The sequence below is a fragment of the Roseibium sp. genome (assembly GCF_965233565.1).
Classification (GTDB): domain Bacteria; phylum Pseudomonadota; class Alphaproteobacteria; order Rhizobiales; family Stappiaceae; genus Roseibium.
The window spans coordinates 3,272,817-3,286,493 of the sequence record NZ_OZ247494.1; the positions used below are offsets into that span (position 1 = coordinate 3,272,817).

Here is a 13,677-nt window from a genome sequence, read left to right on the forward strand (position 1 = left end):
ATGATCCTTTTTCCTGCCATCGATCTGAAGGATGGCCAGTGTGTGCGATTGAAACTGGGCGACATGGACCAGGCGACCGTCTTCAACGATGATCCCGGCGCCCAGGCGAAAGCCTTCGAGGACCAGGGCTTTGAATGGCTGCACGTGGTCGACCTCAACGGTGCCTTTGCCGGTGAAAGCGTCAATGGGGCAGCCGTTGATGCCATCCTGTCGGCCACCGGAAACCCGGTGCAGCTCGGCGGCGGCATCCGCACACTGGAGCATATCGAGACCTGGCTGGAAAAAGGCATATCGCGGGTGATCCTCGGTACGGTAGCCGTGCGCGATCCGGAGCTGGTCAAAGAGGCTTGCAAAAATTTCCCGGGCAAGGTGGCTGTCGGCATTGACGCCAAGGGCGGCTATGTTGCGGTGGAAGGCTGGGCGGAAACGTCTGAGCTCACCGCGATTGATCTTGCAAAACAGTTTGAGGATGCCGGGGTTTCGGCGATCATCTATACCGATATCGACCGTGACGGCGTGTTGAAGGGCCTGAACATTCCCTCCACACTTGAGCTCGCACGATCGGTCTCCATTCCGGTGATTGCCTCGGGCGGCCTGGCCTCGATCGATGACATCCACCGGCTTCTGGAGCCGGATTGCGCCATTCTGGAAGGCGCCATTTCCGGCCGGGCACTCTATGATGGACGCCTCGATCCGACAGAAGCCATGGATCTGATCCAGGCTGCACGAAGGAAAGCCTCATGACCCTCAAGGCCCGTGTCATTCCCTGCCTCGACGTCAAGGACGGCCGTGTCGTCAAGGGTGTCAACTTTGTTGATCTCGTCGATGCCGGTGACCCGGTGGAAGCGGCCAAGGCCTATGACGCGGCCGGGGCCGATGAGCTCTGCTTTCTCGACATCACCGCCAGCCATGAAGGCCGGGACACGATCTATGATGTTGTCCGCCGGACTGCCGAAGCCTGTTTCATGCCGGTCACCGTCGGCGGTGGCGTGCGCACCGTGGAAGACATCAGAAAACTGCTGATTGCAGGTGCCGACAAGGTCTCGATCAACACCGCGGCCGTCAAGAACCCGGATTTCGTGCGCGAGGCAGCCGAAAAATTCGGCGCCCAGTGCATTGTCGTCTCGATCGATGCCAAGCAGGTCAACCAGCCGGGCGAGCCGGAAAAATTCGAGATCTTCACCCATGGCGGCCGCAATCCGACCGGCATCGATGCCATTGAATTTGCGAAAAAGGTGGTGGAGCTCGGCGCGGGCGAGCTGCTGGTGACCTCCATGGACCGGGACGGCACCAAGTCCGGTTACAACATTGCGCTGACCCGGGCGATTGCCGATGCGGTGCCGGTGCCGGTGATTGCATCTGGTGGCGTCGGCACTCTGGATCACATGGTCGAAGGCGTGCGCGACGGCCACGCGACGGCCGTTCTGGCGGCCTCCATCTTCCACTTTGGCGAATACACCATCCACGAAGCCAAACAGCACATGAGCGACGCCGGCGTGCCGATGCGTCTTGACGCCTGACCAATACTTTCGGGTGACGTAAGGGACTAGCCGAATGACCGACTTCACATTGGAGCAACTCGACGCCATTGTGACCGCGCGCGCAACGAGCGACGATGAAAAGTCCTATACGCGCAAGCTGGTGAACAAGGGCGTTGCCAAATGCGCCCAGAAGCTGGGGGAAGAAGCGGTCGAGGCGGCCATTGCCGCCGTTCAAGAGGATCGGGAAGAGTTGACGGCCGAGGCCGCCGATGTGCTTTATCATTTGTTGGTGGTTCTGAACGTATCAAATGTTCCGCTGCAGGATGTTATGAAGGAACTCGGTCGCCGCACGGGACAGACCGGACTGGAAGAAAAGGCGTCCCGGCCGCAAGACTGAGTAGCGTTCCGCTGAACGGGGACTGCGCGAGTGATGGATCAGAAAGTCGCAACCGCCCTGGACATGGATCTGTCCCCCTACCAGGTGTTCACAGAGCGCCAGTGGTCCCGGTTGCGTGCCGATACGCCGATGACGCTGGACGCCCATGAAGTGGCGCAGCTCCAGGGTCTGAATGCCCCGGTGTCGATGGAGCAGGTCGAGACCATCTACCTGCCCCTTTCCCGCCTTCTGGCCTTTTATGCCGAGGCCACGATCAGCATCTACCAGGCTACCCAGAATTTTCTCGGCACCAGAGACAACAAGACCCCCTTCATCATCGGTGTTGCGGGCTCTGTCTCCGTTGGCAAGTCAACCACCTCGCGCGTGCTGCGCGAGCTCCTGGCCCGCTGGCCGGCCAGCCCCAAGGTGGACCTGATCACAACGGACGGCTTTCTCTATCCGAATGCGGTGCTGGAAGCCGAAGGCCTGATGTCCAAGAAGGGCTTTCCGGAAAGTTTCGACCGGCCGCGCCTCCTGAAGTTCCTGTCGGACATCAAGGCCGGCAAGCGTTTCGTTCGGGCACCGGTCTACTCGCACTTCTATTACGATGTCATGCCCGGGCACACGGTCACTGTTGACCGGCCGGATATCCTTATCGTCGAAGGCCTCAACGTGCTGCAGACGCGGGAATTGCCGAAGGACGGTCTGGCCGTCCCGTTCGTGTCGGATTTCTTCGATTTCTCGGTCTATATGGACGCGGATGAAGATCTGTTGCGCAAGTGGTATGTCGACCGCTTCATGCGCCTGCGCGAGACCGCCTTCCGCGATCCCGGCTCCTATTTTCACAAGTATTCCCGCATCACGGATGAGGAAGCCGTCGAGACCTCGACGCGCATCTGGAACGAGATCAACCTCGTCAACCTGCGTGAAAACATCCTGCCGACCCGCCCACGCGCGGATCTGATCCTCTCCAAGAACGCCAGCCACCGCATCTCCAAGGTCGCCCTGCGCAAGATCTGACCGCAAAGTGCGCTTGGGTCAGAAGTCGGGCTCAGGAGAAGCGAAGCTCTGCCAACGGTTCAACCAAGAAAAACCTCATCCTGAGGAGCCGTGAAACGGCGTCTCGAAGGATAGGCCACTTGTTCCCTTAAATGCGGCGCATCCTTCGAGACGGGCCTGATGGCCCTCCTCAGGATGAGGTCGAATTGTGTGGCGGGCGCTTTCCAAAGCGCCCGCAGAGTTTCGGCTAAGCCACCGAGCGCTTGCGGACTTCCTGCAGGAAGGTGCCGACCTGGTCGCGCAGCATGCCTGCATTTTCCTTCAGCTGCTGGGCGGAACTGTCGACCTTTTCCGCCGTGTCGCGGGTGTTTTCGGCTGCCGAGGCGACCGTTTCGATATTGGTCGTGACCTCTACCGTGCTGCGCGAGGCTTCGGTCGCGTTGCTGGCGATTTCCTGTGTGGCCACGCCCTGTTCCTCGACAGAAGAGGCAATGGAAGAGGCGATCTCGTTCATGTTGTTGATGATCTCGGTCACCGAGGAAATCGCGCTTGCGGCGTGACCGGTCTCTTCCTGGATCGCGGTGATCTGGCTGGAAATCTCTTCGGTTGCCTTGGACGTCTGGTTGGCCAGTTCCTTCACCTCTGCAGCAACAACCGCAAAACCCTTGCCGGCTTCCCCGGCGCGGGCCGCCTCGATGGTGGCATTGAGTGCCAGGAGGTTGGTCTGTTCGGCAATCGCCTGGATGAGCGTCACGACCTCGCCAATGCGGCTGGCGCTTTCCGACAGGCCATGCATGCGCTGGTTGGTGGACTGGGCCTCGTTGGCGGCACGCGATGCAATCTCGCTGGAAGACTGCACCTGGCGACGGATTTCGTTGACGGAGGCGGACAGCTCTTCGGCAGCGGCCGCCACAGTTTCCACATTGTGGGCGGCTTGCGACGAGGCGTTGGACACCAGACCGCTTTGCTCGGTGGTCTGGGCGGCAACGCCGGTCATGTCGGCAGAGGCTGCCTGCAGGTTCTGAACGGAGCTGTCGATGATGTTGAGCATCTCCATGATCTGCTGGTCGAAATCGCCGCTGAGCTGCTGGATCTCGGCGCCCTTGCGGGCCGTGTCTTCCTGGGCCGCATTCTGCTGGTCTTCCAGGGACCGGCGTTCGCGTTCATTGCGCACGAAGACTTCCATGGCGGAGGCCATCTGGCCGATTTCATCGCCGCGGTCAGCGCCTTCAATGGCGATATCGGTGTTGCCGTCGGCGAGGGTGTTCATGTTGTTGGTCAGGGCGCGCAGCGGGCCAACCGTGTTGCGGACCGCCACAATCGCGATCGCGATGGCAATCAGCGCTCCGATGGCGGCAAGAGCCAGAATGGTCGTCGCGGCGCTCCAATAGGCGGCATCCATATCGTCCACATAGACACCGGTCCCGACCATCCAGTTCCAGGGTTTGAAGCCGGCGCCCCAGCCATATTTGGCGATTGCGACCTCGCTGTTGGCGCGCGGCCAGTAGTAGAGCAGAGATCCGCCGTCACCCTGGGCAAGACGAATGAGCTCGGCGACGATCCGGACCCCGGTCTTGTCCTTGAAGTCCATCATGTTGGAGCCGATCAACGAGGTTTTCGGGTGCACCAGGTTGTCGCCGTTGACATCATAGACAAAGAGATAATTGTCGCCTTCAAAGCGGATTGCACCAATCGCGGTCTTGGCGGCCGCCTGTGCCTCTTCGCGGCTCATCTTGCCGTCTTTTTCAAGAGCGTGGTAATGGGCGGCAATGGCGACCGCGCCATTCGACATGTCTTCGATCTTGGCCATGCGCTCGGCGAACATGGCGCTGTAAAGGCTGTTCAGGCTGACGACGCAGATGGCGGCAGTGAAGACGAGAATGGTTGCGATCGGAAGACTGATTTTCCAGGTAATGGGCCAACGTGCGAACGACATGGTCTTGCAATTCCTCTTGGGTAGTGTCCGTCGAGGATCGCGTGAAATTATTGACCAATTGCTTAATCTTCGGCCAATTTGAGTAAAATTGGATCGATCACTGAATCAGTTGGACAGAATGACGCAGAAGAGCGCAACTTTAACGTGTTTTACTTGATTGATTCAGCTTTTAATCATTATCGTCTGGCGCAAAATACATCTCTGAGGCCCGGCCGGGACCAGGTGGCGTTCTGAAGTTGACCCTTCAGGACATGGCCTTGTGATTCGAAATAGAACGTGTTCGCGCCGCCCTGCCGCTGCAGGGTGACGGCGCCATATCCCATTTCAGCAACCGTTGCACTCGACATATCAGGCGTGAACACCACGTTCAGGTCGATCCCGGCGGTGCACAAGTAATCCGCGACATTTGTCCTGGCTGTTTGCTGTGGCTGGAAGACAGGCTGGTTATTGCCTTCGATCGATCCCGGCGGAAGCGGGCCGGCCGGAAAGCCGTTGCCGGGTTGTCCGTCAAAGCCGCCATTCGGATTGCCCCAGGTGTCGCCGGCGCCGAAGCCGTTGTTGCCCGGCGCGTTGAAACTGGGCGGGCCCTGGATCACGACCTCGCGGTAAGGCGTGCGCGTGACATAGATCCCGCGGCATTCTCCGCCGGAACCACGTACCGTCCAGGCATGCGAGACATAAGTCTGCTGCTCCAGGATCTGCCCCGGCTCGAGCCGGGCATAAGGCCTTTCGCCGCCGCGGTAATCCACCCAGTGGACTTCGATCGGCTGCTGGCTGGCATTGCGGAAGACAATCTGGCCGGGCCGGACGGCCTCCTGGGAGCGCACACGGCCCAATTCGGAACAGGAAAGATCTGAACTCGGCTCCTCGGCACTGGCGCCGAAAGCGTCGTCAGAGACGATCTGCTGCGGCAGCGAACAGGTGGCTACAAACAGCCGCACCGGATTGGCGCTGCCCTTCAGCGAGACGCTGTGAGCCGGCAGGCCCTCAACGGCGATGGACAGCTCGGACTGACGGATCATCGCCTCCCAGAGCGGGTCGGTCATCTCGATATTGACCTCCGGCAGCGAGACGCCGGCTTCATTGGCGCTTGAGGATCCGAAGGCGTTGTACGTCCCGTTGAAGTCGCCTGCCGTGATGCGCACCGCCTGCGGCATGCCTTCCAGAAGGCCCTGGGGCGCCTGCTGGAACGTGATTTTTGCAAAGCCGGACTGTGTGCTGCAGTCGGCCCGGAAGTCCCGGTCATCCGTCTGTGGCACCGCGTGCTGCAGAATGGAAGGGGAGCCCGGTTGCGAACCGGGTTCGGCAAGCCACTGGCGCGCTTCATTGGCGGTCACCAGCACCGGTTGGCTGTTGGCCGGGCCACTGATGCTATCCCGGACCGTGGTTTCAAAATCGGCGGCCGGCAGCGAGGCTGTATCGGTTCCGTCCTGCCCGGTGGAGATCGGCGTGTTGACCTGCTCGAGCGGCTTGAGCACACCACCGTCTTCCGGCGGCTTGATCTCGGTAATCGAAGAGGTCTCGCCCTGTCCTTCGGGCGGCAAGACCGTGGCCTGCGGGCGCTCACTGGTCGGCTGGCTGACAGGACCGGCGACGGTGCCGCTGCCGGTACCGACCACGCGGGCAACCGCACCGGGCTTGCCGTCGCTTGACACGTCGACGACAAGCGTGTTGCCGGAGCAGATATTTGCGTCCCTGTGCAGCACACGGCTGTTTTCCAGCGTCACTTCCAGTTTGACGTCACAGCCCGGGCGCTTTGCGCCGCTGCCCTGCGTGTCGATGACAACGCCCTTGTCGTCACGGCTGATAATCGGACGGTATTTCTTGTCGACGGTGATCGAGCGAATGCCCGGTTCCGGCGGTTCCACGTTGATCCTGAGGGTTTCCGGTGCGGTCTGAGCAAATGCAGCCGGACCGGTGGCAATCAGCGTGGCGCTTGCGGCAGCCAGCAATCCGGCCTTCAGCCGGGGCAAGACATATGTTGGGGCAGCAGCAAGCCGCATAAGCGATCTCCGTGGGAGCGCGGGTTTAGGCTGTGAAGACCAACGCACCAAGATGGTCGTGCATTTGTCTTCACAGCCTGTGATCGAATGGCAATACTTAGGCAAAGTGGCGGCGAAAGGGCAAGTCTGCAATGAATGCAAAGCGTCTGTTCAGCGCGGAGCCCGCTTGGCCAGGATCCGTTGCAGGGTCCGCCGGTGCATGTTGAGACGCCGCGCCGTTTCCGAAACATTTCGGTCGCAGAGCTCGTAGACCCTCTGAATATGTTCCCAACGAACGCGGTCGGCAGACATCGGATTTTCGGGTGGCTGTGCCTTGTCTTCGGGTTTGCGTGCCAGAGCGGCAACTATATCGTCCGGGTCCGCCGGCTTGGCCAGATAGTCGATGGCACCGAGTTTCACGGCGGTGACGGCCGTTGCGATGTTTCCGTAGCCGGTAAGCACAATCGCTCTGGCATCCGGACGCTTTTGCCGGATTTGTTCGATCACGTCGAGACCATTGCCGTCTTCCAGGCGCATGTCGACAATGGCGAAGGCTGGCGCGTTATGGGCAATCTTGGCGGCGGCGTCCTGAACGCCATCGGCCGTATCGGTTGCAAAACCGCGTTTTTCCATGGCGCGCGCCAGACGTTGCTGGAACGGTTTGTCGTCATCGACGATCAGGAGGCTCATGTCCTCCGCTTGGCTCGGGGTGTGTATCTGGTCCGTCATGTGGTCTTACCGTTTTTATTCTTACGTCTCGACTTGCGTTTCGGATGAGGCGTTGGCCACCATGTGACTATTTTGTGTCTTGTTGCCGTTATGGGCTGAAAACGCCGTTTCGTCCACTCTGCTATCCTGCTCGAAAATCTGGCGCGGCCAGCTGACCCGTATATGGGCCCCGGTCCGGGGTGGGGCCAGGTTTTCCAGCGTCAGTTTGGCGCCGGTGCGTTCCAGCAGGGTCTTGGCAATGAAAATCCCGAGGCCGAGCCCGCCCCCCGTGTCGGGCTGCGTCGACTTGCCGCCACGAATGGATACATAGGGGTCACCGATCTTGCCGAGGATATCGACAGTGAACCCCGGTCCGTCGTCCTTTATGGAAATGGACAGGGCCGCAGCGTCCCAGCTTGCCGAGACGTCCACGCGCGACCTGGCAAAATCGACGGCATTTTCCACCAGATTGCCCAATCCGTACCGGATGGCGGCGTTGCGGGTTCCGACCGGTTCGGGTCCGGTCCCGGTCCAGTCGGAGTGAATGGCAACGCCGGTGCCGCGATGCGGGTCGATAACGTCTTCAAGCAGTTGCGAGACGGGCATGCGTTGATAGGTGCGGTCGGCTTCGCTGGACAGGCTGGTCAGTTGCCGCAGGATCCCGCGGCAGCGCTCGGCTTGCGAATGGATCAGCGCCAGGTCCTCGGCGCGGTGATCGCCGTCTTCGAATTCGTCGGCAAGCTCCTTGGCGGCAAGATAGATCGTGGCAAGGGGCGTGCCAAGCTCGTGCGCCGCCGCGGTCGCCAGCCCGTCCAGGGCGTTCAGGTGCTGTTCGCGCGCCAGCACCAGCTCGGTGGCGGCAAGTGCATCGGCCAGCTGACGGGCTTCCTCTGCAACCCGAAAGGCATAGATTGCCATGAAGCCGAGCGTGGAGACGAGTGCGATCCAGATGCCGGCCGAATAGACGACGGGCAACGAGAACTCGTCACCGACGGGCCAGGGCAGCGGCATGTGCACCACCGCCAGAACACTGGCGCAGACGGTTGCCAGAATGCCGAGAATGATGGTGTAGCGCGCCGACAGGCCGGCAGCGGAAACCATGACCGGGGCCATCAGCAGAAAGGCAAACGGATTGCCGAGACCGCCTGTCAGGTAGAGAAGCCCGCTCATTTGCAGGATGTCATAGGCCAGCTGGAATGTCGCCGCCCGTTCGGACAGGCGCATCGCCGAGGGCCAGCGGATCTTCAGAAAAATGTTCAGCCAGGCGGAGAGCGCAACCATGGCGAAGGCCGGCCCGGCGGGCATCGGATATCCAAGGCCGACATAAACCACGAGGAGGGCCGCCGACTGGCCGCCGACCGCCAGCCAGCGCAGTCTCACAAGCGTGTCGAGCTTCAGCCGTCTGTGTGGCAGCGTGATATTTGACGTGGGTTGATCGGGCATGGGGCCTTGCGCGCGGAAGTAAACCTTTCCCTTTTGAAGCGGAATCCGGGTTCTGGCAAGGCGTGGCCCTTGTATCCAATGGTTCTAGATGGTAGCCACCCGCTAAACGGTTGTCCGGATCACGCGGGCCGGCGGCCAACCGGAGGGATTTTTCGCCCCTGTTTCAGATCAGCACCGCGAAACGGAATTGAGACGATGACCGACACCAATGACGGCGGCGCAGCGCCGCAGGCAGAAGGCGCCGCTGCGCCGGGCATGCACATCCTCGGCCAGTACATCAAGGATCTGTCCTTCGAAAACCCGAACGCGCCGCGTTCGCTGACCCAGGGCGAGCAGCCCAAGCTCGACATCAACGTGAATGTCGGCGCTCAGCAGATGGGTGACGATCAGTTCGAGGTGATCCTGACGCTGAATGCCAAGGCTGAACGTCCGGACATGGTGATGTTCAATGTGGAGCTGGTCTATGCGGGCCTCTTCAAGATTACCGGTGTGCCGAAAGAGCACATGCACCCGTTCGTCATGATCGAGTGCCCGCGCATGATTTTCCCGTATGCCCGCAACATCCTGTCCGAAGCGACCCGCAACGGTGGCTTCCCGCCGCTGATGCTCGATCCGATCGACTTTGCCCAGCTGTACCGCCAGAACATGGCTCAGCAGGCTGCCACCCAGCAGGAAGGTGGCGAGCAGAAGCCGAACTGAAGCTTCTGACGTTTCCGGCGATTTTCAAACCCGCGCGGCATCGGCCTGCGCGGGTTTTTCAGTCTCTGGCCTCAAACGCATTCACAATCCGCTCCGGCAGCGCCCAGGGGCGGATGACAATGATGTCAAATCTCAGCGTGTAGAACCCGGCCTTGGCATGCCGGGAGACGAAGATCTTCGCGGCCTTGGTAATCCGTCTCTGACTGGCAGGTGTGACGGCTTCGAGCGCCGCCCGTCTGGTCCTGCGCGCCTTGACCTCGACAAAGGCGACGGTCTTCCGCCGCTTTGCAATCAGGTCGATCTCTCCGGCCTTGGTCTTGTAGCGGTGTTTCAGGATGCGCCAGCCGGTCAGGCGCAGATACCAGGCGGCAAGGTTCTCCGCCGACAGGCCGAGCGCGTGGGCACGGCGGCGTTTTTCCGTGTCGACATGACCGGCCCGCCGGGCCATCAGCCGCCATCCGCCTTCAGTTCAAGGGCACGTTTGTAGACATCGCTGCGGTCGAGGCCCGTGGCCTTGGCAACCTTCTTGGCAGCAGCGCTGACAGGCATGTCCCCAAGCGCTGCCAGCAGCAGGCTGTCGAGATCGGCCGAGGACGCTTCCGGCCTGTCTTCCGGCGGACCGATCAGGATGACGATTTCGCCCTTGACCTGTGCGCCGTCAAAACGGGGGGCGAGCTCGGCAAGGGTGCCGCGCTCGAAGGTTTCGAACCGTTTGGTAAGCTCGCGTGCGACCACGCCTTCGCGGTCCGCACCAAGCACGTCTGACATCAGCTGCAGCGTCGCACCGGTCCGGTGCGGGGACTCAAAGAACACCAGCGTGGCCGGGATTTTGGCCAGTTCCTCAAGTCGCCTGGTCTTCGGTCCGCCTTTCTGCGGCAGAAATCCGGCGAACAGCACCGTGTCGCTGGGCAGACCGGAGGCAACCAGGCCGGCAAGCGGCGCAGACGCGCCGGGGATCGGAACCACCTGAAACCCCTCGGCGAGCACGTCGCGAACGAGCCGGTAACCCGGGTCGGAGACAAGCGGTGTCCCGGCATCCGATACCAGCGCCACGGCCTCGCCGGCGGACAGCGTTTCCAGGATCTTCGGCCGCTGCTTGTCGGCATTGTGCTCGTGATAGGCCATCAACGGCGTCTTCAGCGAAAAGCGCTGGGTGAGCGTTGCCGTCACGCGTGTATCTTCGCAGGCAATGACACCTGCGGCCGCCAGGGTCTCGAGCGCTCTGACGGTGATGTCACCAAGATTGCCGATGGGCGTTGAAACAATGTAGAGCGCCGGCTCAAGTCGCGGCGCAGAAAAGGCGTGTTCGCCCAGGCTGAAACGGTTTCGGGCCTCCGAAGCGGCGATATCGGTGCTCATAGGGCCTCCAGTTGCACCCCCGGGTGGACCAGTGGAGCCTTCTTGCAGGGGGTGTCTTGTCCCTTGCGCTACAAGCCCAGGACAACCGATGCAAGGCAAATCCACTATTGATCCGGGCGATATGCCGTTGAAAGGCCGCTAAAACTGGACAGGGCCATGGTGAATACGTAAGTCTTTTCCAAAGGGTGGATCGTAAGAAATGGCAAGCGGAATGCAGGGCGACGGGCATAATCAGCGCAGACGCGTTTTCTTGAGAACGGCACTGGCCGGCGCCAGTACCATGCTGCTTGGCGGCTGCCTCGGCTCCAGCCTCGGTTCGCTTCCGGGCGATCAGGTGCAGCCAAGCGCGCAGCCTCAGGTGACGGGTGAAGTGATTGGCACAGGCGGGGTGCGGGTCGGCCTTCTCTTGCCGCTCGCAAGCGCGGGCGGCAATGCCTCCATTGGCACCGTGTTCAAGAACGCGGCGGCCCTTGCCCTCCAGAATTTCCCGAATGCCGGCTTGCAGCTTCTGGTGAAGGACACCGGCGGAACGGCAGAAGGCGGCCGGGCGGCGGCCCAGGCCGCAATTTCAGAGGGCGCCGAGCTGATCCTGGGCCCGGTGTTTTCGCCAGCTGTGGCCGGTGCCGCCCAGGCAGCGCGGGCGACCGGTGTGCCTGTGATTGCCTTCTCCACGGACACGGCTGTTGCCAGCCGCAATGTCTACCTGTTGAGTTTCCTGCCCGAAACCGACACCAAGCGCATCATCGGCTATGCAGCCAGCCAGCAGAAACGGTCCTACGCCGCGCTCATTCCGGAAGGCTCCTATGGGGCCGTCGTGGAAGCCGCGTTCCGGCAGGAAGTCGGGCGCACGGCCGGGCGCATCGCCACCATCCAGCGTTACAAGCTGAACGGGTCCGATACGTCGGATCTCGTGGCCAAGGCGTCTGCGCTGAAATCGGTGATGACCAGCATCGATTCCCTGTTTGTGCCCGCCGGTAGTGGTGTGCCATCCGTTGTTGTCCAGACCCTTGTCGGTCAGGGAGCCAATCTCGGCACAGTCAAGATGCTTGGCTCGGGTCAGTGGGACACGCCCCAGATCAAGAACAACCCGGCGCTCGCCGGTGCCTGGTTCGCCGGACCGGAAGACAAGGGATTCCTGGCGTTTGCGCAGCGGTATCAGAGCACCTATGGCGCGGCGCCGCCGCGCAATGCCAGCCTGGTCTATGACGGGGTCACCTTGGCCGCGGGCCTGATCCGTTCGGCCGGCCAGCAACGGTTCGAGCAGCGTATCCTGACCAACCGGGACGGCTTTATCGGTATTGACGGCCTGTTCCGGTTCAAGTCAAACGGTCTGAATGAACGCGGCCTTGCCGTTTATCAGGTGACCGGCAAGGGCTCCCAGGTCATTTCGCCCGCCCCGAGAGATTTCAGAACCGGGTTCTGACGGACCATCCACCGCGACCATCGGGAGTAACGAGTAGATGCTGAGCGGCAAAGAGATCGTTCTGATCATCAGTGGCGGCATCGCCGCCTACAAGTCCCTCGATCTGATCCGCCGGCTGAAGGAGCGCGGGGCTCGGGTGATCCCGGTGATGACCCGGGGCGCGCAGGAATTCATCACGCCGCTCTCTGTCGGGGCGCTTTCCGCCGAGAAAGTGTTCACCAACCTGTTCGACCGGGAGGCCGAGCACGATGTCGGCCATATCCGACTGGCCCGCGACCATGACCTGATCCTGATTGCGCCAGCGACTGCCGATCTGATGGCCAGGATGGCCCACGGTATTGCCGATGACCTGGCGACCGCGGTGCTGCTGGCGACCGACAAACCGGTGCTGCTGGCGCCTGCGATGAACCCCAAGATGTGGCAGAACCCGGCGACCCAGCGCAATCTGGCCACGCTGAAGGAGCGCGGTATGGCCATTTGTGGTCCGGCGCGCGGGGAAATGGCGGAAAAGGGTGAAGCAGGTATCGGCCGCATGAGCGAACCGCTGGAGATCGTTGCTGCGACCGAAGCCACGCTGCGGGAACGCGCGATGGCTGATGGAGTTTTGCCATTGGCCGGACGGCACGTGCTGATCACCTCCGGTCCGACCCACGAGCCGATCGATCCGGTGCGCTACATCGCCAACCGGTCATCCGGTAAACAGGGGCACGCGCTGGCCAGAGCCGCCTTTGAGGCCGGCGCGCGTGTCACCCTTGTCTCCGGACCTGTGACACTGCCCGATCCCGCCAATATCAATGTCGTCCATGTGGAGTCGGCATCAGCCATGCTGGCGGCTGTCGAAAGCAACCTGCCGGCGGATATCGCCATCATGGCGGCCGCCGTGGCCGACTGGCGTGTCGCCAGTGAGGGCTCGGAAAAGATCAAGAAGGACGGTAGCGGCAGGCCGCCTGCCCTGGATCTGACCGAAAACCCGGACATTCTGGCGACCATCGGCCGTCACGACAGTCTCAGGCCAATGCTCCTGATCGGCTTTGCCGCGGAGACGCAGAACCTGATCGACAATGCCCGCGGCAAACTGGAACGCAAGAAAGCCGACTGGATCGTCGCCAACGACGTCAGCCCGGAAACCGGCATCATGGGAGGGGACGCCAATACCGTCCGTCTCGTCAGCCAAAACGGTGTGGAGGACTGGCCGGAGCTGGACAAGGTCGAGGTGGCCCGCCGCATTATTGCGCGCGCTGCACAAGAACTGGCTTCCAGATAGAGCCTTT

13 protein-coding genes are annotated in these 13,677 nt (G+C 61.6%); 7 read left to right on the forward strand and 6 right to left on the reverse strand.

Annotated elements, in window-relative coordinates:
• The 4 genes from hisA to coaA are packed head-to-tail and all read left to right on the forward strand — an operon-like array spanning window position 1 to window position 2,877.
• On the forward strand, window positions 1-744 hold the full coding sequence (hisA, locus tag ACO6TG_RS15145; protein WP_422373959.1) for a 1-(5-phosphoribosyl)-5-[(5-phosphoribosylamino)methylideneamino]imidazole-4-carboxamide isomerase: 744 nt from the start codon (window positions 1-3) through the stop codon (window positions 742-744).
• Window positions 741-1,520: an imidazole glycerol phosphate synthase subunit HisF gene (gene hisF, locus ACO6TG_RS15150; protein WP_422373960.1), complete on the forward strand. Its 780-nt coding sequence runs from the start codon at window positions 741-743 to the stop codon at window positions 1,518-1,520. Before hisA ends, hisF begins: the two co-directional genes overlap by 4 nt.
• A gap of 34 nt (window positions 1,521-1,554) precedes the next feature.
• The gene (locus tag ACO6TG_RS15155) at window positions 1,555-1,878 is read left to right on the forward strand and encodes a phosphoribosyl-ATP diphosphatase (protein WP_094073115.1); all 324 of its coding nucleotides are present in this window, start codon (window positions 1,555-1,557) and stop codon (window positions 1,876-1,878) included.
• A 33-nt stretch (window positions 1,879-1,911) separates the two neighbouring features.
• Window positions 1,912-2,877 carry a type I pantothenate kinase gene (gene coaA, locus ACO6TG_RS15160; RefSeq protein ID WP_094073116.1) on the forward strand — a complete coding sequence of 322 codons (966 nt, stop codon included), beginning with the start codon at window positions 1,912-1,914 and terminating at the stop codon, window positions 2,875-2,877.
• A gap of 226 nt (window positions 2,878-3,103) precedes the next feature.
• Here the strand turns inward: coaA and ACO6TG_RS15165 are convergent, their stop codons facing one another.
• From ACO6TG_RS15165 to ACO6TG_RS15180, 4 genes are all read right to left on the reverse strand, one after another.
• Window positions 3,104-4,792, reverse strand: a complete 1,689-nt coding sequence (locus ACO6TG_RS15165) for a methyl-accepting chemotaxis protein (protein ID WP_422373961.1) — start codon at window positions 4,790-4,792, stop codon at window positions 3,104-3,106.
• Between the two features lie 176 nt (window positions 4,793-4,968).
• Window positions 4,969-6,795, reverse strand: a complete 1,827-nt coding sequence (locus ACO6TG_RS15170; RefSeq protein WP_422373962.1) for a hypothetical protein — start codon at window positions 6,793-6,795, stop codon at window positions 4,969-4,971.
• A 150-nt stretch (window positions 6,796-6,945) separates the two neighbouring features.
• A complete protein-coding gene (locus ACO6TG_RS15175; RefSeq protein ID WP_422373963.1) occupies window positions 6,946-7,503 on the reverse strand; it encodes an ActR/PrrA/RegA family redox response regulator transcription factor in 558 nt (185 codons plus the stop codon).
• 21 nt (window positions 7,504-7,524) lie between these two features.
• On the reverse strand, window positions 7,525-8,925 hold the full coding sequence (locus tag ACO6TG_RS15180) for an ActS/PrrB/RegB family redox-sensitive histidine kinase (RefSeq protein ID WP_422373964.1): 1,401 nt from the start codon (window positions 8,923-8,925) through the stop codon (window positions 7,525-7,527).
• 195 nt (window positions 8,926-9,120) lie between these two features.
• On the opposite strand from ACO6TG_RS15180, the gene secB reads away from it, so the two are divergent.
• A complete protein-coding gene (secB, locus tag ACO6TG_RS15185) occupies window positions 9,121-9,624 on the forward strand; it encodes a protein-export chaperone SecB (RefSeq protein WP_422373965.1) in 504 nt (167 codons plus the stop codon).
• 58 nt (window positions 9,625-9,682) lie between these two features.
• On the opposite strand, the gene ACO6TG_RS15190 is transcribed toward secB, so the two are convergent.
• Together ACO6TG_RS15190 and rsmI are read right to left on the reverse strand one after the other, a co-directional pair.
• Window positions 9,683-10,072 carry a YraN family protein gene (locus ACO6TG_RS15190; RefSeq protein WP_422373966.1) on the reverse strand — a complete coding sequence of 130 codons (390 nt, stop codon included), beginning with the start codon at window positions 10,070-10,072 and terminating at the stop codon, window positions 9,683-9,685.
• A complete protein-coding gene (gene rsmI / locus ACO6TG_RS15195; RefSeq protein ID WP_422373967.1) occupies window positions 10,072-10,983 on the reverse strand; it encodes a 16S rRNA (cytidine(1402)-2'-O)-methyltransferase in 912 nt (303 codons plus the stop codon). The genes ACO6TG_RS15190 and rsmI overlap by 1 nt, the downstream gene beginning before the upstream one ends.
• Window positions 10,984-11,182: 199 nt before the next feature.
• On the opposite strand from rsmI, the gene ACO6TG_RS15200 reads away from it, so the two are divergent.
• Window positions 11,183-12,406 carry a penicillin-binding protein activator gene (locus ACO6TG_RS15200; RefSeq protein ID WP_422373968.1) on the forward strand — a complete coding sequence of 408 codons (1,224 nt, stop codon included), beginning with the start codon at window positions 11,183-11,185 and terminating at the stop codon, window positions 12,404-12,406.
• Window positions 12,407-12,443: 37 nt separating this feature from the next.
• Window positions 12,444-13,670 (forward strand): bifunctional phosphopantothenoylcysteine decarboxylase/phosphopantothenate--cysteine ligase CoaBC, encoded by a 1,227-nt coding sequence (gene coaBC, locus ACO6TG_RS15205; protein ID WP_422373969.1) that lies wholly within the window; start codon window positions 12,444-12,446, stop codon window positions 13,668-13,670.
• Window positions 13,671-13,677 lie beyond the last annotated feature (7 nt).